Source organism: Geobacillus kaustophilus (assembly GCF_000948285.1).
Lineage (GTDB): Bacteria > Bacillota > Bacilli > Bacillales > Anoxybacillaceae > Geobacillus > Geobacillus thermoleovorans_A.
The window spans coordinates 2721800-2747189 of sequence record NZ_JYBP01000003.1 but is presented as its reverse complement, the minus strand read 5'-3'; the positions used below and the strand labels follow the sequence as shown (position 1 = coordinate 2747189).

The window sequence follows — 25390 nt, the reverse complement described above, 5'->3', positions numbered from 1 at the left end:
AAAACGCGCACCGATGGCGAGAAAAAATAGGACGTTCGATTATTTCAAGAAAATCATCCAAATTTCGGGAGGGGAATGAGCGTGGAGACATCGTTTGACGACAAAGCGAAAGAAGCGCTCGCCGCGCTGTTTGAACAGTTTTGGATCGTTCGTGACAAAGAGCCGGAGCTGTACTAGCTCATCGGCGGGCGTGAACATGTGCTCAAGCGATACGTTGAGGAAAAGTTCGGCTATCGGCTCATCGTCCACCGCTATTTCGCCAAACTGGAGAAAATCCCAGCTGATCCCGAGCCGTGGATGGGAATCGAAACGTTTCAAGAGCCGCTTGATTATGCATTGTTTTGCTGCTTGATGGCGTATTTGGAAGGCAAGGCGGTGGAAGAAAAGTTTTTGCTTTCTGACGTATGCGAGGAAATCCGCGCCATGTATCCGGGAGATTTGCCGGTCGATTGGACGAACTACGCGCATCGGCGCGCGCTCATTCGTGTGTTGAAAACGGCCGAACAAATCGGGCTCATCCGCCGAATGGACGGGGAGATTGAGGCGTTCGCCCATCATGTGGAGGAAGAGGCGATGTACGAAGTGCCGGTGCTGGCCCGTTATTTTATGCGCACATATCCGAAAGATTTGCTGCAATATGAATCGATCCACGAATTGCTCGCTGAGGAATGGAAAGCGGCGCCGCAAGACTATCGGCGCCATCGCCTGTATCGAAAGCTGTTTTTATCCCCGGCGGTGTATCGGACGGAGGGAGACGAGCAAGATTTTTACTACTTGCGCAACTTCCGCCATCGATTGCGCGACGATATCGAAGCGCATACGCCGTTTCATTACGAGCTGTATAAAAACGCCGCGATGCTGACATTGCCGGAGCGGCAGGCGCCGTACAACGTATTTCCCGACCAGAAAGGGGCGTCGGAGATCATTCTTCATTTTGCCGCTTTGGTGCGCGAGCGGTTGGAGTTGTTTTCACCTGATGAGTACGGCCGCATCCAGTTGACGCCAGATCAGTTTTCCGCTTGGCTTGTCGACTGCCGAAGCCGCTATGGGGCTGGGTGGGGGAAAACGTACCGCGACATATCGTCCGCTGAGCTTGTCCGCGAGGTGCTTTCGGCGTTGAAAGAATGGCGCATGGCTGATGTGGAACACGACACAGGAACGATCGTCCTCTATCCGCTCCTCGGGCGGCTTTGCGGGCGGTATCCGGATGATTTTGACGTGAAAGAGGGGGAAGATGATGGCCAATCCGTGGGTGCTCCATCGCGCCGGATTGATTAATTTTTGGTATTACGATGAGCAGTACTTTCATTTTGCTGACGGGAAGCTGCTGCTTCGTGGAAGCAACGGGGCGGGCAAGTCGGTGACGATGCAAAGCTTGATCCCCGTGCTTTTGGACGGCAAAAAGACGCCCGATCGGCTCGACCCGTTCGGCTCGCGAGCGCGGCGGATGGAAGACTACTTGCTTGGAGAAAAAGATGTCGTGGACCGCGATGAACGGACGGGGTATTTGTTTTGGGAATATAAGCGAAAAGAATCCGACCAGTACGTCACAACCGGCATCGGCTTGCGCGCGAAGCGGCAAAAAAGCCTCGACTTCTGGGGGTTTGTCATTTTCGACAACCGCCGCATTGGGCATGATATCACCCTATATAAAAAAGAAAAAACCGGGGAGAAAATCCCGTTGACGAAACGTGAGCTGGCCGCAACGCTTGGCGCGGGCGGAACGGTCGTCGAGACGCAAAAAGACTATATGGAGCTCGTCAATAAACATGTGTTTCGCTTTGAATCGCTTGGGGCGTTTCAAGAATTGATCGAGTTGCTCATTCAACTGCGCAGCCCGAAGCTGTCAAAAGACTTTAAGCCGACAGTCATCTATGAAATTTTGGAAAGCTCGCTGCCTCCGTTGACCGATGATGAACTTCGCCATTTGTCCGAGACGATCGAAAACATGGATCAAGCGAAACAGCAACTCGAGCAGCTCGAGCGCGACGAACGGTCGTTGAAGCGTTTGTGCGACCAGTACCGCCAGTACAATGAATATATGATTGCGGAAAAAGCGGTGGAATACGAGAAAGCGGCGAAACAAGCCGAACAGCTTGCCGCCGAGCAGCACCGACGCCGCCTCGATGAAGCGGCAGCACGGGCCGATGAAATCGAACGCGCTCTTGAGGATGAACTCGAACAGCTGCGCGCTGATGCCGAAGAAGGCGCGTTCTCCAGCCATGCGGTGAACGAAGACGATTTTCTCCGCCATCGCTGAAAGCAGCAGGAATTTCTGTTCGCCGCTTGGAAGCGGGAAGCGGATCTCCATATCGAGCGGCTCGAGGAGCTGGCCCATCTTTGGCGCCGTCATGACGATTTGAAAGGGCGCTATGAGGAGGCGAGCAAAGAAGCGGGCGAATTGCAGCGGGAAGTGGACGAATGGCGCCACCAGCAGCGAAAGTGGGATGAACTGCTCGAGCAAGAAAAAGAGCGCTTTGAACAGCAGGTGCTCGCCTGGCTCGAGCGGGAAGAAATCGAGGTTTCGGAAGCGGATATTCAGGCGTTTCTGCGGCAAGTGAGGCCATCTATGAGCGGTATTCGATCGATGACATCAAGCGCCCGTTCGCTGAAGCGTATTACGCCGCCATCGGCAAGAAGAACGACGAGAAGTGGCGGATGGAACATGAGATCCGTCTGCTGGACCGCGAACTGGTCGACCGTGAAGCCGAACTTCGCCATTGGCGAGACGAACGAGACCCCGAGCCGGAGCGCGACGAGCAAACCGCCGCCGCCCGCGCCGAACTCAAGCGGCAAGGGGTGGCCTTTGTCCCGTTCTATGCCGCCGTTGAATTTGTCGACCATGTGCCAGAGAACGTGCGCGAACGGATCGAATCAGCGCTCTCGCACGCCGGGCTGCTCGATGCGCTCATCGCGGACCGCGATGTCGATGTGGTTTGCGACCGCGTGCTCATTCCGAACCCTGTCCATATGGCGCATACACTCGCCGACTATTTGCGTCCCGATGCGGACGCGCCTGTGTCTGCTGAGCGGATTGATGACGTTCTCCGAAGCATCGTCATCACCGATGCGGAACAAGAAGGAGGCATGGCGCTCGATGAGGCGGGTCGCTATGCGATCGGCCTGTTGCGTGGGCACGCGCCAGTGAGAGAGCAGGCGATGTTTATCGGCCGCACGGCGAGAGAACGGTGGCGGATGGAGAAAATCGCGGCGCTGGAAGAAGAAATCGCTGCGTTGCGGCGCCAGCGCGACCGTTTGCGAACGGAACATGAATCAGTCGAAGCCGCCATTGCCGCGCTTGCGGACTGGTTTGCCGCGTTTCCATCCGACCGCGATGTGCACACGGCGTTTGAGGAACGCGAGGAAGCCCGCCTCCAGGCCGAAAGCAAAGAACGAGACTGGAAGCGGCAAGAAGAAAAAGCCGCCCGCTTGGCCCGAGAGTGGCAACAATTGAAACAGACGCTGCGCGAACAGTCAACGGGGTTGAACGTCGAGTTTTCCTTAGACGGCTGCGAACAAGCACGGCTGGCCATGAAATCGTACGTCCGCCACTGGCACGAGCTGGAAATCCATTATCGCGAGGCGCGCCATATCGAAGCAATGATCACCCAGCAACAAGAGCGGCTGGCGACGCTGATCGAAGAGATCGATGAGGCCAAAGGTGAGCGAAATCGGCTGCTCGATGAAGAGGAACGGCTGGCTTTGCGAATTTCGGAAATGGAACGGACGCTTGCGCAAATGGGAGCGGACGACATTCGCGCGGAAATCGCCCGCATTCGGGAACGGCTCGCTGCGTTGCGCGGCGAAATTCCGCGGCTTGTCAACGAACGGGCGCGGACGGAACAGCAGTTGGCGTTCATCCGCGCAGAATTGGAAAAAGGAGAGAAACGGGAAGCATTCGCCCGCAGGCTTGCCGCCATGTGGGAAGAGTCGTTCGCCCGCGAAGCGGCGCTCGGGTTGGTGGAACTAGACCGCTCGCGTTCGCTTCCGGAACAGGCGAAAGAAGCGAAACAGCGGTACGGGGCGGTGCTGAAAGAGACGCTCTCCTCGCTTCTCGCCCGACTGAACACCGTCTTTTTTCAAGAGTCGTCCAACTTGACCGAATACCGGGCGACGCTCGAGCGGCTGCCGGATGACGGAGATCACGAATGGATCACATCCGCACCAGACGACGAAATGGCGATGAAAGCGGCGGACTGGCGGGAAAAACAGGAGCGCCACGTCATTTTCCTCGACTACAAAGGCCAGCGCGCCACGCCGTTTGCGATGTTGGCGGAAGTGGAACGCGACATCGTCTTGCAGCACGAATATATGAAAGAACAAGACCGCGAGCTGTATGAGGACGTCATTTTAAAATCGGTCGGCCGCATTTTGCGCAGCCGCATCCAGCGCGCCGAGCGGTGGGTGAGCGATATGAACAAGCTGATGGGCGGGCTTGATACGTCATCAGGACTCGTGTTGTCCATTCAATGGAAACCGAAAACGGCAGAAACGGAAGCGGAGCTCGACACGAAGGAGTTGGTCCACCTGTTGCGGATCGATCCGCGGTTGTTGAAAGAGGAAGATTTGCAGCGGGTGACGAACCACTTCCGCTCGAAAATCGCCCGTGCCCGCGAACTGCTTGAGGAGCGCGGTCAAGGCAACACGCTTCATCAAATCATAAAAGAAGTGCTTGACTATCGAAAATGGTTTGCGTTCACCCTTTATTACGAAAAAGCGAACGAGCCGAAACGCGAGCTGACGAACCATCGCTTTTACCAATTCAGCGGCGGGGAAAAGGCGATGGCGATGTACATCCCGCTCTTTGCCGCGGCGTATTCACTTTACCAGGAAGCGGGCGATGACGCGCCGTACATCATCTCGCTCGACGAGGCGTTCGCTGGCGTCGATGAAAACAACATCCGCAACCTATTCGGCCTTGTCGAACAGCTCGGCTTTAACTACATCATGAATTCGCAGGCGCTCTGGGGCGACTACGACACCGTGCCCGCTTTATCCATTTGTGAGCTCGTCCGCCCGCGCAATGCGTCGTTTGTCACCGTCATTCATTATCGTTGGAATGGGCGCGTCAAACAGCTCGTCACCGATGACGAAGAATGGGAGATGATCGAGACGTGAGCACAGCCAAGGAAGCATCCGCCTTTTTCCGCTCTGAGCCAGCGTTCCACCGCCTATTGGTCGAGATGAAGCGCAAGTACGAGTCGCTCGGCCGCGTTGGCGGCACGGTTTCGTTGGCGGCGTTTTCCGATGAAGAGCGGGAGACGATCGCCGCCTTTTTCGGCAAAGACGTCTCGCGCGTCTCCCTCTCTGATTTTGAAAAACAGCTCGAACAAACGCGGTTCGCAGGCATTGGGCTTGTGGAACTGCTCGAACAATATTTCGGCGAGAGGCTCGTGTCAAAAAGAGAACAGCGGCAAGCGGCGGAAGAAGAAAGGGAGCGGTTTTTCGCGCGCCTTGTGAAGGAGCATCATTGGGTTGAGGCGGTTCGCAGCCAGCGCTTCGTCCAAGCGGCGTACGAAACCGACCGCAACGGCCTTGAGGCCGCCGTCCGCCTTGTCGGTGCCGCTCTGCGCCGCCTGCCGCTCTCTTCGTACATGCGCCTCCCGCTCTTTGCCCAGCAAGTGGCAGGCGATCCGCATGCGTTCGATTTGCCCACGCTTTCCGGCAAACTGTTGTTAGCCGCCTTGCAAGCGACTGTACCGGGCGAGTGGGATGTGGCGTCGGTCGAGAGCGTCAATGAATTGTTGCAGTCAGTCGGGCTGCTCCGTGAGGATATATTGAACTTTGTCACGTGCGCCAACATCCTAGCGGAAACGGAAAACGGTTCCCATCCCGTCTTTTCCGCCGCCGCGGAAACAAACGCGGCGCTGAACGTGCCGCTGCGGGAAGTGCTGCCGCTTGCGCGCGCCTATCCTGCCCGCGGCGGGACGGTGTACATTGTGGAAAACGCTGGTGTTTTCTCCACGTTGCTTGACACCCGCGCCCCGCTTGTGAGCACAAACGGGCAAATGAACTTGGCGACGATGAAACTGCTGGATTTGCTCGCTGTCTCTGGCGCGCGCCTGCTTTACTCCGGCGATTTTGACCCGGAAGGATTGGCCATGGCCGAACGATTGCTTGAACGGTACGGCTCGGCCGTCGCACTCTGGCGCTTTTCCTTGGACGATTACGTGGCGGCCAACCCAGCGGTCGAACTTCCACCTGAGCGACTCGCCAAACTCGCATCGATCTCGGCTGAGGATTTGCTTCCGGTGAAAGAAGAGATGAAGCGGCGCAAAAAGGCGGGGTATCAAGAGGCGATTATCGGGAGGTTGGAGGGGGATATAGAGAAGGACGGGGCGAACAAGTCCTTTCCTTAGCAGGATGGGGATAATGGAAGAAGCGTCATAGTTCCCCTGAGATTATCGCTGTGGTATAATACGTATCCAAAAAAGCCTGCCATCTCAAGGATCGCAGGCTTTTTTGCTTTCAAAAAATGCAAATGTGCTTATGCAAAAAAGGGGAACCATTCCCGTTTTTTTAAAAAAGCGTCAGCTGGGTGGATGTGATTTTCTTTTCTTGTGCTGTCGGCTCCCCAAGAAGCAGCTGCATTTTTGCGTACTGCTTTTCCGTTACGACCATTGCCCGAATCGATCCTCGAGGGGGTAAGTTGCGTTTTAACCTTGCTAGGTGTTTGTCCGTTGCTTCGTGTCCATGGCAGACGCGGCTGTAGACAGAAAACTGCAACATATCGTACCCTTCGTTTAGCAGGAATGTGCGAAATCGCCGGTATTCGCGCTTCTCCTGATTGGTCACGACGGGAAGGTCAAAAAAGACGAGCAATCGCATAAACTTACTCATACAATGGGATAGAAACTTTTTCTTCTTGTTCAATCACGAGTTGATTGTAACGGACGGACAGTTTCCCCGGTTTTCGAATGAGCAGATGACGCCAACCCAACTCTCTTTTCCCCTCTCACTTTGTAGATGTTGCCGAGTACATCTACTTGGTATTTATCGAATCGTTTGAGGGTTCTTGAACCGACGCCTGAGAGGGAGAAGCTACAGTCATGGCTGACTAATTCCAGTCCTGCTGTTCCCGAATGAATGGTTTTATAGTAGGCAAAAAGATCCTTGATTTTGATTTCCTCGCCCCCGGCGGTTTTGATTGTTTTTTCCCGAGGAAGCTCAATGCGGATGAGATCATTCGGATATAAGCTGAATCGGAACGTATAGTCTTCCGTCATTTCCTTCCACTCAGAGTACGGTTTGTTTGGCTCAATGGATTTGTTTGGCAAAACACCTTTCATGATGTCCATTGTGTAGACGGGAACGCAATAGTATTTGCCGTCTTTCTCGAATACATCGACCCGGACGATGTTGCTGTTGTAGGCGACGGTTTTGCCGTCATTTAGCGGGATGACTTGGTTTTTCGTGTCGATGATTTTCACTGTCCGAATGATGGGCCCGGGTTCCCCGTTCTTTTTCGGCTTGTACAGAGGTTCCTGGAACGCCTTTTTCGGATCGTTGTTATGCTCAAGCAGACGCTGGCGGATCGCTTTCTTTGCCGTACATCGGGAAATGCCCTGTCTCATCCAGTTTAATTTCGGACAGTTTCGTTTTGACAACGGTTTGGATTTTCCCGCTCCGCTCATCGATGCCGATGTATCGCCGTAACGTTTCTTGATGAGCCGCCCCTGTAACGCTCCGCTTCGGCATTCGGGATACAAAAACCGGCTGCAACGATTCGAGTTTCTGATCATCATAATTTCCAAGATTGAGAGCTTTTATACTCTCTTTCGGATTTTTTGATAAACGTGCCCGCAGTTCATCGGCGAAGTGCGGCCAAGGTTGCGGAAAGTGCGGTTCTGCTTTCTTGGCCGATTCTTTACATTGCTCGCGCCGTTGATAAAAGGCGGTGACTCGGGCAATATCGCTTGGCGATGTGCAGGCGACGATCGCGGCATCGACGGCATGATGCAAATCCGATTCTTCACGGTTTTTGTTAAAATCCCAGCGGCTTCGCAAATGGGCGGTAACGCGGCCGTTGACCGTATATACTTTTTGCTTATCATCACTTTCGGCGAATTTGAGATGCTCACGAATAAAGTTGGCGAAAAAGCGTGAAATGTACCGGGTGTCATTTAAGTTTCGGTTTTTCCATTCCGCTTCTTCGTTTTCATCGTAATGGAGCCGGAGCAGCCGATCCCGTTTCTTTTTGGAAAACTGCTTGTTCGTTAATACAAACGTCTTGAACTGTTGCCAGCGTTCTGTGCCTACTCCTAAATACTCGGCAGGGATGCGGTTGCCTTTTTCGCGGTTTTCTTTTGTCAATACCAACACTTTATTTGTATAACTGTCGTCCAAGCTTCGGCTATACGGGATGACGTGATCCACTTCTACATAACCTGGTTCAAGCAGCCGTTCAATTTCAATCGGTTGAAGCGAGTAGGCGCATCTCCCATTTTGTTCGCTCCAAAGTTTGAACTTGACAATGTCATGGCCGGTTGGATTTATCGTCAAGCCATATTCCATCAGCTGGCGAATGGCCGTCTCGTTTTTCTTCCGGTTTTCATCTTGTTCTCTTTTGGTTTTCCGCCGCTCGTCAAACGTTTGTGATAAATCGCGGGCTAATTCGATATGAATGGATACCGGCGAACCGTACTTTTTGATAATGGCGTTCACCACTTTCCTCGCCTGTGTCAATGCGCGCATGACGACCGGATTGGCGATCGGCGGAATGTTCGGGAGCAATAATGTTTTTTGTTTTTTCTTTGGCCCCGTAAATGTGTACCCTGCCCGCTCACAAGCAACTGAGTAGACCTCGCCTTGTTCCATATAAGGAAGAATGTTGCGAAGCGCCTTTAGCGACAGATGGCCGAATTTTGTGAATGACAAGTTCAATAGTTCCTCAATTGGCTCGTTGTCATATACCTTGTTCGCTAAATTTGGCATCCGTTTTCCGTTTTGTTCATATTCGTTTCGCAAGTAACTGCGAATGTCGGCATCATCTTTAAACAACGTCAGGGCGTAACCGAATGTATCAAAATCGATGGGGAGGAATGAACTTGACTTCCCCTTCCCATAAACTTTATCGACGGCTTTCCGAATTTGATGATAGGCGTCGAGTTCAAGGAAGCGGATCGTTTCGCTTTGCTTTAACGGTGCGCCCCGGTCATAGACAATGCCTTTAAAATAGGTGTCATCGGGCAAATGGAGCAACGTCCGTATATCATGATAGGTGATTTTGTTTTTATGGAACGCTTGTTTATACAAAAGACGGCGTTCCTCATCCGTGAGCCCCCGTGTGCCTGTCGGGTAGACGAGCCGTAATTTATTGATGTGCTCCCAAGCAACGAACGATTGGAATGTGTACGTTGCTTTCGGCGCCCGCTTTTCTTTTGGTTCAAATGTGCAAAAACCGACTTTTTTCTCGATGTCATTTTTAGAAGCAAAAGGGCGCTGTGATGCCCAAATCATGATATATTCGTTTTCGAATGTCTCTGTGCAAACGATGTTCCCGTATTCGCGCTGTTTGGTGAAAATTAGTTTGATTTCCCGTTCGAGATCGTCACGGGCGATGGTGTTCGTGTAATTTTCTCCTTTATTGCGTTTGTGAAATGCAAATTTTGGATCTTTTACGATCATTTCGGCAACGGTTCGGTAGCCTGAGAGAAGGGCTCGGTTTTCTTCGATGTGTTTGAGCATGGTGCTATTTTCTTTGTTGTTGCGCTCGCTTTTGCGATTGGATTTAAAACCGCGCCGTTTGGCCAAGTGAAGAAGGACGCGGGCCAACTCATCATTGTTTAATTTTCGATCCAATGCCTCTACGCGCAACTGCCAGACATCTATTTCATGTTTCTCCTCAAACAGCTTGTCCAGTTCTTCTTTCGTTAAAATTCCTTCGCGGATGAGAAGACGGCGAATGCGTTCCAGCCGATGCTTGCGGCGGCGCAAGCGACGTCGAGCCGAGCGGGCGAGGCGCCGCGGGAGAGCTAGTGATTCTCCCGTTTGCGGGTTTTCCGCTCTGTCAAAAATGCGGACTCCTAAATCTTCAATGCGAGGAATGTCCAAATTAATGACTGCCCAACCGACAGAGGTAATGCCGATATCAAGGCCGATTTTATGTCTCACTTGTATCCCCTCCCAATGAATATTGCTATGTAGTAAAAAAGACCTTAGCGTTTTCCGCCAAGGTCTGATTTTGCGCAAGGATGGGGAATGCCCGCCAAAAGCGGGCGACAGGCGATCCCCAACGCCGCGGGTCAGTCTGCCCTAGGCAGAAAGCCCTTATCATAGTAACCCTGAGATCATTGCTGTGGTATGATCTTATTGCTATAATAACAAATATATTTGGAAAATTCAAGGCCTTTTTTTCATATTTCTATACTTTTGGGCAATGCTTAAAGCAAGGTGAAGAATGCAGAACAAGTTTTTATCGTACCTATGAGGGATTGAAACAGTGGCAATGGGAAGATAATTCCTATTCGGATGACGAATCGTCAAGATTGTTCTAAAGTGCAGTGCTATGAGTCAGAGCCATTTTATTATAGATGCAATTTGAAGCTTTAACATTTGTCGCTTTTACCGAGCATTTGCTCGACTGTCGGGCGACCGAACAACGCGCTTCCAGACCCATGTATAGGTCTGTGAAGCGGGTGGTTGTTCGGTCTTCCGTCACGCCAAGACGTGACGGGGGCAAGCCTGTGGCTTGCCTTCGACAGTCGAAAAATGGACAAGCCACTTTTCCGTCAAGGATATGTTAAACTTTTTCGTTGCATTTATCCTGAAAATACTTAAATTCCAAAATGTATAAAATTAAAATATTCGACAGAAGGGTATTTTCATCCTTCCGATGGCGCCGAAATTTTTTCGGCATGGGGGTCTATATAAGTTGCAATTTTGTTTTACATGGCATTGTTCGCTCTTCTTGTCACCGTGCCAGCTTGTCAGGTGATAAAGACGGGACATGGAGATCGGAAATTCTTTATTACAACCTATATATAGGATATCGTGCACGAAGGAAAAATAGACATCGCGAAGAGAATGTTGGCCAAGGGGCATGATGTGAAGATCTTTCACGAACTGACTGGGTTGCCAGTTGAGCGGATTGAAAAAGATGAAGGAATAAGCTGGGGAAGTATGGACAGGCCACCCGAGTCTAACCCGTACGTTGTCGTCGACCCTCAATCGCGCAAAAATCCGGGGGATCGATGACAATTGTTTTTTACGCCAAATCCCTACAGCCATTACGGACAAAAATTGACGGAATTTTTAAAATATGATATTCTGAAGATAGCCCGAAAAGAAAAAGCTTGATATTATGCGCGGTTTTGGGGCATTTATCGTATCTATGAGGGATTGAAACCCGACAGGAATGGGGAAAACGCTGGCAGGCCTTCACGTTTTTATCGTAACCTATGAGGGATTAAAACCGTTTTTAGGATAGTGGCAGCGAAAAAGGAGATTTTGCGTCATATCTTTCCATCACATCCTTGAAAATGAAATAAGGTATGAATAGTTTGAAGTGCACATATATAATCGTATACATAAACCTGCAAATGTCGGAGGAGGAAACATGCACATCACAATTACGTTGCAAAGTGACACTCCTTGGGAGATTCCAGTCAATTACAACCATTTCCTGCAAGCGGTGATTTATCGCCACCTTAGTCCGGAATTCGCTGAGTTTCTTCACAATCAAGGGTATATCGTAGATCGTAGACGGTTTGCCCTCTTCTCGTTCTCGCGTTTAATAGGCCCTCATGATTATGTCTCTGCATCCAAAATGTTAGTCTTTCAAAACACGGCCAAACTCATGCTGTCCTCACCGATTGAGCAGTTTATACGGGAAATCACCCAAGTTTTGCTCATGGAAGGAATACGCATCGGAAGCCAGTTTTTGCGTGTCACATCCATCCAAACCGAGATTTTTAAAGTTGAGAAATCTGTCATTGAAGTGGAGACGCTTTCGCCAGTGGTCGCTTATTCCACGTTATTGCGGTCGGATGGGCGAAGATATACGAAATACCAGGCGTGTTGATTATCCAATAAAATCCAAAGGGTATAGAAAAAAGAGCACCTTTCCTGTAGAATGTGAGTAGCGACACAAACAAACCCAGGAGGTGCTCTCTATGAACAAGCATACCACACTCCCGAATTTGATGCAAAAACTTGTTTCGGATGAAGAGATTCAACTGATTGCCGAAGCGGTTGGGTATCGTGATTCGTCTCGAACCTTTACGTTGCGCGAGTTGATTCACTTCTTCCTGCTGGCCGCCATGCATCAATGGAAAAGCTTTCGCCACGGAGCCGATGTGGGGCCTCTGTATGGATTGCCGCGATTCCATTATTCAACTGTATCCAAGAAAGCGAAAGAAGTTCCCTATGACATCATGAAACGCTTGTTGGCGTTGATCATTTCCAAGTGCAACCGCCAAACCCGCCGTTCGCTTCGGTTTCCCAAACCGCTTCGGGTGGTGGATTCGACGACCGTCACGGTCGGGAAAAACCGCCTGCCATGGGCGCCGTATCACGGCGAACGCGCCGGAGTGAAGCTGCACGTCGCGTATTCGCCGGAATCCTCGTTGCCGGCAGACGTGGTGGAAACCATCGGACTGCGTCATGATGGCCCGGTGGGAGAACAGTTGACGAACGCTCAACAAGTGCTGGTGGAAGACCGGGCGTATTTCAAAATCGAACGCCTCGATCGATTTGTGGAGCAGCATCAGCTCTTTGTCATTCGGATGAAGGACAACATCGAACTTCATCAGAAAAAAAGCTTGAAACGCCTTTCCAGCACATCCTCATCGGTTCAAGCCGACTTCACGTGCCAGTTGGGGACGAAACAATGCCGCTCCACCAAGCGTCACCGGGTGGTGATCTTTCGAGATGCGAATGGCCGCGACATTCGGGTCGTGACGAACCTCTTCCATGCGTCTGCGGAAACCATTGCCGACATGTACCAACAACGTTGGACTGTTGAGGTCTTTTTCCGTTGGGTGAAGCAATATCTGAATGTCCCGACCTTGTTTGGCACGACGGAAAATGCGGTATACAACCAACTGTTTGCGGCGTTCATCGCGTATGTGTTGCTGCGATGGCTGTATGATCAAACCAAAAAACAGACGAACGTCTCTCTTTCCTTCATTTCGTTCGTTCGCCGTTTTTTCTCTGGGCAGCTTCCTCTCGATTGGAAATCCGGGATGGCCGCTGCTTTGTTTGAGTATGCCCAAATTTATGGAAGGCGTATGTATAATTTTGGATAATCAACACTCGTGACGAAATACTTTCATCCGGGGGAAAAAGATTTTCAACGAATCATTTCTGACAACCTGGTGAGGAAAGCCAAGCTGATATACGGAACGGATCTCACGTTTGCGCCTGTCTCTATTGATTCAATCGGAGATTTCCGTAAACAGATCGTGCTTTACAAAAACACCATTATTGAAGCGTACAACGGGAAATTTATCCTTGAGGGGGATTCTCGTCTGTTGCAAGCTGCTGTTGATGCAGGTCTTGGTGGTAAAAATTCATGCGGATTCGGCTGTATCCGCCCCATCAGCCGTTAATCAGGAGGTGTCCGTTCGTGAATCTGCCGCAGCTGACGGCGTATCTCGGGTCGTTAGTGCCTGCGGATTATGACCCGCTTGCGTCGAAGGTGAAATTGCTTAAAACGAAGATCAAATCGGAAGAAAGGCCGTATGCAGTTTTTTTGACGTTCGACCTCGAGAGACGGGTCATTCGGATCGAAGACCCCATTCCGTATTCTCAAGACACATTGTATGAATACGGGTATTTTGGAAATAACGATGCAGCCACCTTGCAAAGTTATCTCGTGAGAGAAGTGGAATCACTACATTATCTCTTGACAAGTGTATGGAACGATTTGCAACTAGCTCTTCGGAAACAGCATATGGAAGATTCTCAATTGTCAAAATGGATCGCGAAAATGGAAGCGGCTGAATTGATTGTCACTGGCAATAAAAAAGGGAGCGGAAAGGTGCGCTTCGATCGCTTTCAGCTCCCGGATTCTCTTGAGGGGAAATCCGTCATTTTGCAGAAGGAGAACCAAACCATCTGCGTCGGTTCCCAAGAGTTCAAGTATGAGGCTTTTGTTCGCGCAATGCTGGAGCACGAAAATAAATAGGAAGGCAATCGGATAGGTATTGGATAACTCCTGAATGATCCAGAATCGCTCTTTCGGTTTCACCTCCTTGTCCGTTCTCGTAACTTTTTTAAATAATCATTCTCTGCTTTCAATCTCCGATTCTCTTCCTCTAAACTACACTCTTTTTTTCGGGGTCTTCCCTTGAATGGAGACTCGGATGTCCCGCGCCGTTCTTCGAGTCCTTTTAGACCATGTCCATGGTAACGTTTTATCCAAAGTCTGATCGTTTTTGTGCAGGGAATCCAGAGGCCCTGCAGATCACGCATGGCTGCAACCGCCATCAACATTGGCAAAAACAGATCGGCTTCGGACTCGTCGGCAACGAGGACGGCATCCCGTTTTACGGAGATGTGCACGACGGCAATCGATCGGATAAGGCGTGGAATCCTGAGGTGCTGTCGCGGATCCACGAACAGTTCAAACAAGCCAAGATCGACGATGAATGGATTGACGCAGCCGATTCCGCCGCGATGACGAAAGACGCCTTGGCGCAGACGAAAGCCGCCAACGCCTTTTTGGTCACCAGGGGCCCTTCGTCGCTTCGGATCGTGAAACGAGCATGGGCCGAGGCCGATTCGCCTCACATCCCGTGGAGCGAACCTTTTGCCTTGGCGGAGAGAAACGGCGCCACGCATCGGGTATGGGAAACGGCCTCGACCTATGAAGGCCATCCCGTACGCTTGATCGTCGTCGAATCGAGCGCGCTCGACCAGCGCAAAAGAAAAACGCTCGAAAAAGAACGGGTCAAAGAAGCGGAGCTTCTTCGCGAGGAACAAATCCGTTGGGAGCGTCACCTATTCTCGTGCCGGGAAGACGCGGAACAAGCCTTGACATCCCTCAAGGCCTCCCTTCGCTCTCGGTTTCATCGGGTCGAGGCCGCGGTCGAAGAGATCGTGCGTCCGAAAAAACGGCGCGGACGGCCGAAAAAAGGGGCGGAACCCGAGATGGAGACGCTGCATCTCCTGCGCCTTGACATAGAATTCGATCACGAGGCGTGAGAACAGGCGAGGCGGAAAGCGTCCCGGTTTGTCCTTGTCACGACCGTTCCGAAGGAATGGAAGGGTCAACCTATGGATGCCCAAGAGATCTTGAAGCTGTATAAAGGGCAAATCTCGGTGGAAATGAACTTCGCGTTTTTGAAAGATCCGTTTTTCACGGGTGAGATTTACGTCAAAAAACCAGAACGGGTCGCCGTATTGGGGGATTTGTTTCTGTTGGCCTTGGCGATTTACCGTGTTTTTCAGCGCCGGGTGCGTCCGTTCATCACACCGGAACACCCGTTAAAAGGGGCTGGAGGCCGCAAGCTGACCCGGCCAACCGGACAGGCGATTTTTCAGCTGTTTCAATATGTGAACGTCATCCTGCCGGATGGGCAAATCCAACGCGCCTTAGGGAAACCGCTCACCTACGAGCAGCGAAGGATTCTGCAAGGGGTGGGAATGGACGAAAGCATTTACGTGTAACATTATACGGAACGACCATATATGGTAAAAAAAGGATTGTCCTCGCTCGTCGTGTTGGTCGAAACGTGATTCTGAAAAACGAAATCAAAAATCCTTTCTTTCTACCCTGTTAGGGTGCGAAATGTGAGTTTTAAACTCTGGATCGTACGAACTGCTCTAGTACCAGTATAGCCACATAACCTAACAGCAGCTGCATTCCCTCAGCAAAATACGATATACTTGACACAAGAGCAATCCATCTGCTTCCTTACTAGCGTGGTTTCGGTGAATGCTATGTTTCACGTTCATGCAGCCTGCCGGAAGGGAAGGCGGAGAAAAGCGATGGGGGAGATTTATGCGTCATAAACTTCGTGCTCTTGGATTTTCAATCGGGTCGCTTCCGACCGGAAAACGGAATCAAATCACGGATGTGCCCGGGGTGCGGGTCGGGCATGTGACGATTCGCGAGGACATCGATGAACGGACGGTGATCCGCACCGGGGTGACAGCGGTGTTGCCGCATGAGGGCAACTTGTTTTTGGAGAAAGTGCCAGCGGCTTGCTTTGTGCTGAACGGGTTTGGGAAAACGGCGGGGCTTGTGCAAGTTGAGGAGCTCGGGGTGATCGAATCGCCGGTGATGTTGACCAATACGTTCAGCGTTGGGGAGGTTTGGCAAGGGACGCTCGAGTATATGCTTGCGATAACGCCGGAGATTGGCGATACGACCGGGTCGATCAACATTGTCGTCGGTGAATGCAATGACAGCTATTTGAACACGGCCCGGGCGCTGGCGGTGACGAAAGAGCATGCGAAACAGGCGATTGCCAATGCGCGGGTGGAGATGGAAGAGGGAGTGGTCGGCGCGGGAACAGGGATGATGTGTTTTGGCTGGAAAGGGGGCGTCGGCAGTTCGTCGCGGATCGCGGGCGGGATGTATACGGTCGGGGCGCTGGTGGTGAGCAACTTTGGGCGGCGCGAGGAGCTGCAGTTTGTGCCGTATGTGCCGCCATCGTTTAATGAACGGGACATGCCGCCTGGGTCGATTATGATGATCGTCGCGACGGATGCGCCGCTTGATGCGCGGCAGCTGAAGCGGCTGGCAAAGCGGGCGGCCGTTGGGTTGGCGCGGACGGGAAGCCGCGTTCATCACGGGAGCGGTGATATTGTCATTGCGTTTTCCAATGCGTATACGATGGCGCATTTTTCTGATGCTGTCCACCAATCCATTCCGCCGCTTGTCCGTGACGACGCGCCGCTTATGAATGAGTTGTTTCAGGCGGCGATGGAGGCGACGGAAGAAGCGATTTGGAATTCACTGACGACGGCGGAGACGACGACCGGACGGAACGGGCGTGTTGGGGAAGCGATTCCGTATTCGTTGCTTCGGCGGATGGAACAGTGAGAGGGAAACGGCTCGAAAGGAATGATTTTTCGAGCCGTCTCGTTTTTTCTGTCGGCGCCTTTTGTGGTTAGTGCCGGCTATGGAGGCGGTGCATCCAGGCAACGAGTTTTTCTTTCATCTCTCCCCGCGCCGTGTTGGGGGCGCTGCGGTGGGCGTATCCGACCAAGATGCCGGTGGCGACGAGGAGCAAGCCCGATAAAGCGAAAATATAAGTGGTGGAACATAGCCCAGCGATCGCGCCGGCGGCGGTCGGTCCGGCGAGGTTGCCGAGGAAGCGGCTGCTGGCCGTAACACCGAAGACCCGGCCTTGAATGCGGCGCGGGCTTTGCACGTTGATGAGCGCCTGAATAGCGGGCCATACGCCGCCGACGACAAGTCCTTGCAAAAAGCGCCAGACGTACAGCTCGTATATATGATCTGTCCACACTTGCGGCAAGGCGAGCAGGCCGGAGAGGACGAGCAGCATCGGCAGCATTTTCTCCTGCCCGATTCGGTCGCCGAGCTTGCCTAAATACGGCGTCCCGATCATTGTCGCGATGCCAGTGATCGACGAGGCGAGGCCGGATAAAAATGCGAGATTGCTAGAATGGCCGACGAGCGATTGGACAAAAATCGTCATCATCGAGTTGACGCCAAGAACGGCGATTTGCACGAGAAAGGTAGCGACAAACAAGACGAGCGTCCGGTGTTCGAACACTTCCTTGAAGCTCGCTTGGTTCTCTTTCGTCTGCCGCGCGACCGGGTCTTTTTCGAGCCAAAAGATGACAGGCAGCAATGTCGCCAAAATGCAAAGCCCGGTCACGAGAAACACCGGGCGGAAGCCGAACCAATCCGATAAGGCGCCGCCGATGAGCGGCCCGATGATGTTTCCGGCGATGCTTCCCGTCTGCAGCGTCCCGAGCGCCTCGCCGCTATGGCTTTTCGGTACGACGCGCGCCAAGTACGAAAACGAGACGGTGATGAACCCGGAGAAAAAGCCGACAAGAAAACGAAGAACAAGCAACGCCGTCGGCGAATGGGCGAACGCCATGCAGCCGGTGATGAGCCCCATGCCGATCCCCGCTCGGATGAGGTTGGCGCGCTGGCCGTACTTGTCGGCGAACACGCCCCACACCGGGGCCATGATGGCCGCCGATAAGAACGTCGCAGAAAAGACAAGGCCAGTCCAGATGCTTAACGTGTGGTGTTCGGTGACTCCCATCTCCCACAAAAGCAATGATAAAAACGGAATGACCATCGTCATCCCGGCGGACACCATGAAATTGCACAGCCAAAGGATGCGGACGCTTCGTTTCCAGTTCACAGAAGGTCATCTCCTGTATTATTTCGTTCTCCTAATGATTTTAGCACGATGGAAAAACAAAGGAAACCATTTTGCTTATGCATGGGAGAAACGGTTGTCAGGCCGTGCGTCAGCCTGTGTTGATGTTGAACGGCGGGGAAGCGAGCTCTGTGTGTCATAAATCGTGTCTGAATAAACCAATCCCCCTTGCCAGGCGGACAAGGGGGCCATCTATGTCAAAAGGGGGGAGGGGGAGATTAGGCGTTTTTCGCTTGGGCTTCTTTCCACTTCGCGAATTCACGTTCGACCTCTTCGTCCAATGGCACAGGGGACAACACAGCGTTCGTTCCGAACCGAGCGGCGGCCGCTTCGGCTTCTAAGGCGATGACGCGTTCTTCCATGCGGGCAAAGCCACGCAGCGCTTCATCGGCGGAAAACGAGGCGAGCGCCGTGTCGATTTGTTTCAACGCTTGAGCCGCGTTGACGCGGGCAGCGAGCTCCAGCTGTTTGGCCGCGAGCTCATCGTACCGCTCACGCAGTTGGTTTAGACGGTTGGCGACTTCCGCCGTTTTTGCTTTGATGGCTTCGTATTGTTGTTTGTACGCCTCCAGCTTTTTCTCATACAGCAGCTTGTCGCATAAGGCGAGTTTCGCAACCGATTCTTCATTGCGCTCCAGCGCCAGTTTCGCTTGGCGGCTCCGCTTTTCAACAGTCGCCTCGGCTTGGGCGATGAGCGTCTCATAACGCCGCTCGGCGACCCATTGTTGGGCGAGCGCTCGGCGGCCTTGTTCGAGCTGCTCCTCGAGCTGGCGCAAGTATTGTTTCGTCATGGCGACCGGGTCTTCCCAGCGGTCGATTTGTTCGTTTACTTCAGCGAGAATGATCGTTTTGATCCGGCGAAAAATGCCCATTTGTTTGTGCCTCCTTTTGGATCGTTTTTTCCCATTCATCAAGCCAATCGGCGGAAATGGACGACGGTGCTGGAACCCATGGCTCGGCGGCTGCCGATTTTCGCGCTTGACGGCGCCCTAAAGCATACACCGCGGCCAGCGCCAGCAAAATCAACACCCATTTTGGCAAGATGGCGGCAACTCCTAAGGCGACAAGCGCCCAACCAATCCAGCGCTTCGAGCGTTTTGCCGCGAGCCACACCGCTCCGGCGCCCACAAGCAAAAGGGGGATGAGCCACATCAGCATGTCCATCATCATCCAGCCTCCGCGCGGCCCCATGCCAAACTCCGGACGGTGATGGCCAAAGCCGCCGCGCATGCCGTCAAACGGAACGTCTGGACGCCCGTGCGCCATCACTTCATGCGGCGCGAGGACATGAAATACACTGAATCCGGCAAGCGCAACGAGCGCAATGAGAAGAAAGGTCCGTGTTTTCTTCACATTGTCACCTCCTTTTTTCGGTAGTGGACTGGCTTACAGTTTGTATTGTAGAGGGGGAAGGAGAAAATTAGGTGAAAAGCGAAATCTTTTTTCAGCGTACTGTGAATATCATGAATGAAAGGACCAGAAAGATCATCTGTCAAGGATGGGTGGGGGATGTCATAACGAAAATGGTGAGGAGGGGGCGTCGGTGGTTCGATCGTATGGGTTCGATGTGTGCGGTGCTTTGGTTGTCTTTTTGGTTTCCTTTTTGTTTCCAACGTTTTACGTCGGCTATTACGCCTATGGCTCATTTCTCGGGTTCGCCATCGGTTCGCTGATCGTTGGATGGGCGAGAATGCGCTGGAATCCGCATGGGCGCTTCGGCGGCCTTCTCGTCGGTTCGTTCCTGATCGTCGCAGCTTCTGTCGTCATCATCCGCCTGTTTCCCATCGAGATCCGCGATGTCTGGGATTTGGCGATGCCATATGTCAACGCTGTCCTGAATGCATTGATTTATCTTTTGATCACTGGTGCTTTCCGTCTATGGAACGGCCGAAGGCAAGGCAAAGCTCTTTTCACGAGAAAAGAAACAGTGAGCAAACAAAGGCGTCTTTGAAACCGGTTGGTTTCTCCTGACGAAAGCGGCATATTGGAGCGGAATTCCGGCATAGGAAAAGGTGCCCCGATCCTTTTGGGACACCTTCTTCTTGTTTTTATGGAAAATGGAGTGCGAACGCTACGAACCAGGCCGCATGACCTGTCCATGGCGATACGCGGCATGGCTAGGCGGGCAGGCGGACCAAAAACTCCGTCCCTCGGCCGAGTTGGCTTTTGACGTGGATCGTGCCGCCATGGGCCTCCACGATCCATTTGGCGATGGACAGCCCGAGGCCGTGGCCGCCTTGTTGGCGCGAGCGGGCTTTGTCGACGCGGTAAAAACGGTCGAAAATGCGGCCGATGTCTTCAGGCGGGATGCCGATGCCGGTGTCTTTCACCGAGAGAAGAAACTGTTTCGGCTCGGTGCGAATCGATAATGTCACCTCTCCGCCCTCCGGGGTGTATTTGATGGCGTTGTCGAGCAAAATGTACAAAAGCTGCGTCAGTTTATCCGGATCGGCGGTGACGATCGCCTGCTCTGGGGCATGAAAATGCATCGTGATCTGTTTTTTCGCCGCCAGCTCCGACACGAGCTGAAACGTGCGCTCGGCGTGCGGGCGAAAATCAAACGTCTGTTTCGTCAGCTCCAACGCGGCATGTTTCGCATCGGCGCGGGCGAGCGTCAACAAGTCGTTCATCAGTTTCGTGATCCGTTTCAATTCTTCGCGCAGGCGGTCAAGCAGGCGGCGGACAAATTCGTTTTTCATGACGTCCTCTTCCAACGTGAGCGCCTCAACGGACGAAAAGACGACGCTTAAGGGCGTGCGCAACTCGTGCGAGGCGTCGGCGACGAACTGGCGCTGCCGCTCGTACGCTTCTTCAATCGGCACAAGCGCCCGCTTGGACATAAAGTAGCTGAGCGCCACCGCCACGGCAAGAAACAGGACGGCAAGGCCAATCAGGACGATGAATAGCCAATGGAGCACCCCGAAAAACGACGTGACGTCCATGCCGATATACAACATGCCGGCAAAATCTCCGTGGATGATGAGGGGATAGGCGGCAGCGAGCACCCGCCAGTTGCGGGCGGCTTCGCGGGCGAGGCCGGGCATATGTTCAGGCAGCGACACGTTCATGTACATTGGGGAGCGCTCGTTTGATTTGAAATGGGACAACGCGTCCAAAAAATACGGCCGCAGGCGCGGGTGAACTTCATCCCCCGCCAGCAAGTCGCCATTCGGGCCGATGACGTAAAAAAAGAGCTGGTCTTCGCTTAAGAGAATGACGCTTTCATTATCAAACAAGTCGAAATTGCTTTGTTTCAACAACACTTGCTCGATCGTGTCCGCCTCCTGCTCGGCGAGGCGGGTGATGCGCCGCTCTTGGTCCGATGTGGCGATCCAATAAAACAGCGCGGCGGCGATGGCGATAAACAAAGCGAGAAACAACGTGAAAATGCCGCTATAGAGCGCCGTCAGCCTCCAATGGGCGCGGCGGAACAAATCGGCGCTTTCCAAGCGGCGCAGCCAGCGGCGCCATTCGTTCCAGTTATTTATCAATTTTATATCCCACTCCTCGAACGGTTTGAATGATATCGTCTTTCAACTTTTTGCGCAACAGCTTGATGGTGGCGTCAATGGTTTTCATCGACACATCCGCATCCCAGCCCCAGACGCGGTCCAAAATCGTCTCGCGCGGCACGACTTGCCCTTGGTTTTGCACGAGCAGATCGAGAAGCTGAAACTCGCGTGGGGTGAGGAAAATTTCCTCATCGCCGCGATGGAGTGTATGGCTTGTCCGGTTGAGGGTGAAGCCATGGAAGGTCACCGTTTCCTCCTGAAGCGGGACGAACGTGCGGCGGGCGAGCGCTTTTAAACGGGCTGCGAGCTCATCGATTTCAAACGGTTTGACCAAGTAATCGTCCGCCCCGGCTTCAAGCCCCGTGACGCGATCTTTCACGGCGTCTTTCGCTGTCAACATTAAAATCGCCCCCGTATAGCCGTTTTGCCGCAAGCGGCGGCAAATGTCGACCCCATCGCCGTTCGGCAGCATCCAATCGAGCACGACGACATCGTAAAACTCCGCCAAGGCGTAATCGTACGCGTCTTCTCCTTCCTGCACCCAGTCGATATGGTCGATTCCTTTCTTTTTTAATAAATGAACGATCAGCTCCCCTAGGTGAAAGTCGTCCTCCGCAAGCAAAATCTTCATCGTCTCTCCTCCCGTTCCATATTCCTTACTTCTTATCATACCAAATCATTCGTAAAAAAACGGTGAAAAAGCGGCATGTTTCATTGCGTGGACGTGTGCTGGTTTTCACCATTTTTTCACTTTCCTTGGTTATGATGATGGGTAAAGAGGAAAGGGAGGCAATCAGTGATGATGAGAAAAATGAAGAATTTGCATCCTCTGAATCGGATTGATCAGTTCGATCTCTTTGCTCGTCCAAGCGGTCGCAAGCGAAAACAAAAATGGACGCCCGCCGCGCCGGAGATGATGCAAACGGACATGATGTCGGAAAGAGGGAATGGGATATGCAGCGGAATCATTGGCTGACCACGATAAAGCAACGCCGCCAAGGCTGGTCTTCCCTGTATGCAAGGCCGATCGATGTCGGCGGTATAGTGGTGTTTCACTCGCCTTTTCGCTGTTTTGCGGCTATTCGCTCGAAGCTGTCGCATAGAGGATCATTCAATGACAAAGGAGGAGATGCCCAATGAATATGATGCCATTTGAACCAACCCCAACGCCGCAGCCGAAATGCCGCGGCCGCTTCGTATCGTGGCTTGCCGCTTCCATCGCGGGGGCGGTGATCGGCAGCGCGGCGACGTGGTATGTGGCGCCGAAATGGATGCAGGAAGGAACAAATACGTCAACAGAAGCGGCGGAAACGGCGGCGAAAAACGAAGCGCTGCCATTGCAGCCGGCGGCGAACGTCAAAACGAATATGATTGACGCCATCAACAAAGTGGCCGATGCCGTCGTCGGGGTCGTCAACATTCAGAAGCAAGTCGACTTTTTCTCCGAACAAGCGCAAGATACCGAAGCGGGAACCGGATCAGGCGTGATTTTCAAAAAAGATGGCAACACCGCCTACATTGTGACGAACAACCATGTCATTGAAGATGCGAACAAAGTGGAAGTGGCGCTCCCGAACGGCAAAAAAGTGAACGCCGACATCGTTGGAGCCGATGCGCTCACGGATCTTGCTGTCTTGAAAATCCCGGCCGATGGCGTAACAAAAGTGGCGAGCTTCGGCGACTCGTCGAAGGTGAAAATCGGCGAGCCAGTGGCGGCGATCGGCAACCCGCTTGGGCTCGATTTGTCGCGGACGGTGACCGAGGGGATCGTCAGCGGCAAGCGGACGATGTCTGTATCGACATCAGCGGGGGACTGGGAACTTGACGTCATCCAAACCGACGCGGCGATCAATCCGGGCAACAGCGGCGGCGCCCTCATTAACAGCGCCGGCCAAGTGATCGGCATCAACAGCATGAAAATCGCGGAAACGGGCGTCGAAGGGCTCGGATTTGCCATCCCGAGCGAAAATGTCAAACCGATTGTCGAACAGCTTATGAAAGACGGGAAAATCAAACGCCCATACCTCGGCGTCCAACTGGTCGATGTCGCGGATTTGTCCGATGACGTCCGCACGGATGAACTGAAACTGCCATCCACCGTGACAAGCGGTGCGGCTGTCACGGCGGTCGAGCCATTCTCACCGGCAGCCGAAGCCGGATTGAAATCAAAAGACGTCATTACGGCCATCAACGGCCAAAAAATCGACAGCGTCAGCACCTTGCGCAAATATTTGTACACGAAGGTATCGATTGGCGACCGCATTAAGATGACCGTCTACCGCGACGGATTCGAGATGACCGTGTCCGTCACGCTTAAGGCGAGAGAAAGCAGCCAGTCGTAAGAAGACAGCGCCTCTTTTCCATCGAATCGGTGGGAAAGAGGCGATTTTTTGTGTGGAGCGCTTGTTCACGATGTTGGAGGATAAAACGAAAGTTGATCCGTGTCGGCAGCACCTCTCCGTCGAGCCAATTGTGCTCCTGTTGTGAGCGCCGTCAGATCGACGCTATCCGCGAATGAGTGTGTCCGCGATGCGGGACGAGCCATGATCGGGATCATAACGCCGCTCGGAATATCCTGAATGAAGGGCTTCGTTTGCTGTCTTTGTAAGGCCGCCAAACCGTGGGACGCAACGGGATGGCTTGGCGGGTAGCCTGCCGTGGGTCGGGGGTTCTCAAGAATCTCCCATCTCCAAGCGTAGGTAGGAGAGTGTTCAAGATTCCTGACTTTTGTGAATATATGACTATTTTTTAGTTGGTAATAAAGACCTCTTTTTTTTTTTTTAATTTGTAATAAAATTTTAATTGTAAATATATTAAATTAAAGGAGGAGATTGTATTTTATGAAAAAAATCTTTCTTGCTCTCTTCGATGACAGCTTTGGGTCTCATTTGCACATCGGGCGTTCCGTTGGCGTATGCTGACTCTAGAAGGCTGGTGATTTAACAGAAAATGAGGTTCAATCATGCCACCTCTCAGATTGGTTGCATAGAAAGCGAACTCCGCCTGCTGGACAAGATGGCATTCCGGACAACCCTTCACTTCCCGTTCGTGTTGAGTCACTTCCATTCGAACCACAGGGAGATCGAACACTTGGCGAATGTCTGCCTGAAGTGGAGCGACATGTTCTAAAGAGTGACCACACCCTTTGCATTGGGTCACGCGGTGAAGGACTTGGTGGTCAGCATTGGGGACTTGACGGAGCGTCGTTCCTCGGTGCCTCGGCTGCCCTCCCGGCTGTTTCTGCGACGGTTGGCGAGAAGGAGATTTCGCCGCAAACCGGTCAGAAGACGGCGGCAAATGGCTATTGGTGCTGTTTTTTTTCGTACGGGCTTCTAATTCTGCGATACGTGTTTTTCGTTGTTGGTTTTCTTGACGCAGCTGCTCGTTTTCTCGGATGAGTGTTTCAATCGTTTGTGCTTGGTGTTCGATTTTGGCCACCATGCTTTCGAGTGTAAAGACCGCTTGTTGGAAATCAAAAACAACGTTTGCCATCGTGTTCACCTCCCTTGTCTTGGATGGTGCTATATAAGTTGCAATAAAGAATTTCCGATTTTTCGCTTCCGC

General features: G+C 52.5%; 18 protein-coding genes and 4 pseudogenes. 13 read left to right on the top strand and 9 right to left on the bottom strand.

What is annotated here, in order from left to right; all coding sequences use genetic code 11:
* Positions 1–81: 81 nt before the first annotated feature.
* From LG52_RS14155 to LG52_RS14145, 3 genes and pseudogenes are all read left to right on the top strand, one after another.
* Positions 82–1278: pseudogene (locus tag LG52_RS14155) on the top strand (TIGR02678 family protein).
* Positions 1238–5118: pseudogene (locus LG52_RS14150) on the top strand (TIGR02680 family protein). Before LG52_RS14155 ends, LG52_RS14150 begins: the two co-directional pseudogenes overlap by 41 nt.
* Positions 5115–6359 (top strand): TIGR02679 family protein, encoded by a 1245-nt coding sequence (locus tag LG52_RS14145; RefSeq protein WP_044732419.1) that lies wholly within the window; start codon positions 5115–5117, stop codon positions 6357–6359. Before LG52_RS14150 ends, LG52_RS14145 begins: the two are co-directional and overlap by 4 nt.
* A gap of 160 nt (positions 6360–6519) precedes the next feature.
* Here the strand turns inward: LG52_RS14145 and cas2 are convergent, their stop codons facing one another.
* From cas2 to cas9, 3 genes are read right to left on the bottom strand one after another with little or no spacing between them, the layout of a single operon-like run.
* On the bottom strand, positions 6520–6828 hold the full coding sequence (gene cas2 / locus LG52_RS14140; RefSeq protein WP_044733282.1) for a CRISPR-associated endonuclease Cas2: 309 nt from the start codon (positions 6826–6828) through the stop codon (positions 6520–6522).
* 41 nt (positions 6829–6869) lie between these two features.
* Positions 6870–7574, bottom strand: coding sequence for a hypothetical protein (locus LG52_RS20650; RefSeq protein ID WP_231584473.1), 705 nt, complete (start codon positions 7572–7574; stop codon positions 6870–6872).
* Positions 7516–10113 (bottom strand): type II CRISPR RNA-guided endonuclease Cas9, encoded by a 2598-nt coding sequence (gene cas9 / locus LG52_RS14135; RefSeq protein WP_231584472.1) that lies wholly within the window; start codon positions 10111–10113, stop codon positions 7516–7518. The genes LG52_RS20650 and cas9 overlap by 59 nt, the downstream gene beginning before the upstream one ends.
* A gap of 1444 nt (positions 10114–11557) precedes the next feature.
* Between cas9 and LG52_RS19900 the strand changes: the two genes are divergently transcribed.
* The 6 genes and pseudogenes from LG52_RS19900 to LG52_RS14105 all read left to right on the top strand — a co-directional run bounded on the left by LG52_RS19900 (position 11558) and on the right by LG52_RS14105 (position 16993).
* A complete protein-coding gene (locus LG52_RS19900; protein ID WP_052524524.1) occupies positions 11558–12022 on the top strand; it encodes a hypothetical protein in 465 nt (154 codons plus the stop codon).
* 91 nt (positions 12023–12113) lie between these two features.
* Entirely contained in the window at positions 12114–13247 is a 1134-nt protein-coding gene (locus LG52_RS14125) for an IS4-like element IS5377 family transposase (protein ID WP_015375695.1), read from the top strand.
* Between the two features lie 9 nt (positions 13248–13256).
* The gene (cas6, locus tag LG52_RS14120; RefSeq protein ID WP_052524522.1) at positions 13257–13550 is read left to right on the top strand and encodes a CRISPR-associated endoribonuclease Cas6; all 294 of its coding nucleotides are present in this window, start codon (positions 13257–13259) and stop codon (positions 13548–13550) included.
* Between the two features lie 17 nt (positions 13551–13567).
* Positions 13568–14128, top strand: coding sequence for a hypothetical protein (locus tag LG52_RS14115; RefSeq protein WP_044732418.1), 561 nt, complete (start codon positions 13568–13570; stop codon positions 14126–14128).
* 266 nt (positions 14129–14394) lie between these two features.
* A pseudogene (locus tag LG52_RS14110) lies at positions 14395–15612 on the top strand (IS1634 family transposase); the annotation flags it as partial.
* Between the two features lie 334 nt (positions 15613–15946).
* Positions 15947–16993, top strand: a complete 1047-nt coding sequence (locus tag LG52_RS14105; protein ID WP_044732417.1) for a P1 family peptidase — start codon at positions 15947–15949, stop codon at positions 16991–16993.
* Positions 16994–17060: 67 nt separating this feature from the next.
* On the opposite strand, the gene LG52_RS14100 is transcribed toward LG52_RS14105, so the two are convergent.
* The 3 genes from LG52_RS14100 to LG52_RS14090 form a co-directional block, all read right to left on the bottom strand.
* On the bottom strand, positions 17061–18296 hold the full coding sequence (locus LG52_RS14100) for an MFS transporter (protein WP_044732416.1): 1236 nt from the start codon (positions 18294–18296) through the stop codon (positions 17061–17063).
* A gap of 236 nt (positions 18297–18532) precedes the next feature.
* On the bottom strand, positions 18533–19186 hold the full coding sequence (locus LG52_RS14095; protein WP_044732415.1) for a PspA/IM30 family protein: 654 nt from the start codon (positions 19184–19186) through the stop codon (positions 18533–18535).
* A complete protein-coding gene (locus LG52_RS14090; protein WP_044732414.1) occupies positions 19146–19667 on the bottom strand; it encodes a hypothetical protein in 522 nt (173 codons plus the stop codon). The genes LG52_RS14095 and LG52_RS14090 overlap by 41 nt, the downstream gene beginning before the upstream one ends.
* 190 nt (positions 19668–19857) lie before the next feature.
* Between LG52_RS14090 and LG52_RS14085 the strand changes: the two genes are divergently transcribed.
* Entirely contained in the window at positions 19858–20265 is a 408-nt protein-coding gene (locus tag LG52_RS14085; protein ID WP_082055742.1) for a hypothetical protein, read from the top strand.
* Positions 20266–20431: 166 nt separating this feature from the next.
* On the opposite strand, the gene LG52_RS14080 is transcribed toward LG52_RS14085, so the two are convergent.
* Entirely contained in the window at positions 20432–21805 is a 1374-nt protein-coding gene (locus tag LG52_RS14080) for a sensor histidine kinase (RefSeq protein ID WP_044732412.1), read from the bottom strand.
* Positions 21795–22457 carry a response regulator transcription factor gene (locus LG52_RS14075; protein WP_044732411.1) on the bottom strand — a complete coding sequence of 221 codons (663 nt, stop codon included), beginning with the start codon at positions 22455–22457 and terminating at the stop codon, positions 21795–21797. The genes LG52_RS14080 and LG52_RS14075 overlap by 11 nt, the downstream gene beginning before the upstream one ends.
* Before the next feature lie 168 nt (positions 22458–22625).
* On the opposite strand from LG52_RS14075, the gene LG52_RS19895 reads away from it, so the two are divergent.
* The 3 genes from LG52_RS19895 (at position 22626) to LG52_RS21050 (ending at position 24434) form a co-directional block, all read left to right on the top strand.
* Complete coding sequence (locus LG52_RS19895; RefSeq protein WP_156133399.1) at positions 22626–22802, top strand: hypothetical protein; 177 nt, start codon at positions 22626–22628, stop codon at positions 22800–22802.
* Positions 22803–22962: 160 nt separating this feature from the next.
* Positions 22963–24168, top strand: a complete 1206-nt coding sequence (locus LG52_RS14070; RefSeq protein WP_044732410.1) for a S1C family serine protease — start codon at positions 22963–22965, stop codon at positions 24166–24168.
* Positions 24169–24344: 176 nt separating this feature from the next.
* Positions 24345–24434: a zinc ribbon domain-containing protein gene (locus LG52_RS21050; RefSeq protein WP_075261644.1), complete on the top strand. Its 90-nt coding sequence runs from the start codon at positions 24345–24347 to the stop codon at positions 24432–24434.
* A gap of 368 nt (positions 24435–24802) precedes the next feature.
* Here the strand turns inward: LG52_RS21050 and LG52_RS14065 are convergent.
* A pseudogene (locus tag LG52_RS14065) lies at positions 24803–25318 on the bottom strand (IS66 family transposase zinc-finger binding domain-containing protein); the annotation flags it as partial.
* Positions 25319–25390 lie beyond the last annotated feature (72 nt).

Excerpts from the sequence above, each read along its gene's own strand:
- cas2 (WP_044733282.1), bottom strand. The coding sequence starts at position 6,828 with ATGCGATTGCTCGTCTTTTTTGACCTTCCCGTCGTGACCAATCAGGAG.
- LG52_RS14125 (WP_015375695.1), top strand. The coding sequence starts at position 12,114 with ATGAACAAGCATACCACACTCCCGAATTTGATGCAAAAACTTGTTTCG.
- LG52_RS14070 (WP_044732410.1), top strand. The coding sequence starts at position 22,963 with ATGAATATGATGCCATTTGAACCAACCCCAACGCCGCAGCCGAAATGC.
- LG52_RS14105 (WP_044732417.1), top strand. The coding sequence starts at position 15,947 with ATGCGTCATAAACTTCGTGCTCTTGGATTTTCAATCGGGTCGCTTCCG.
- LG52_RS14075 (WP_044732411.1), bottom strand. The coding sequence starts at position 22,457 with ATGAAGATTTTGCTTGCGGAGGACGACTTTCACCTAGGGGAGCTGATC.
- LG52_RS19895 (WP_156133399.1), top strand. The coding sequence starts at position 22,626 with ATGATGAGAAAAATGAAGAATTTGCATCCTCTGAATCGGATTGATCAG.
- LG52_RS20650 (WP_231584473.1), bottom strand. The coding sequence starts at position 7,574 with ATGAGACAGGGCATTTCCCGATGTACGGCAAAGAAAGCGATCCGCCAG.
- LG52_RS14095 (WP_044732415.1), bottom strand. The coding sequence starts at position 19,186 with ATGGGCATTTTTCGCCGGATCAAAACGATCATTCTCGCTGAAGTAAAC.
- LG52_RS19900 (WP_052524524.1), top strand. The coding sequence starts at position 11,558 with ATGCACATCACAATTACGTTGCAAAGTGACACTCCTTGGGAGATTCCA.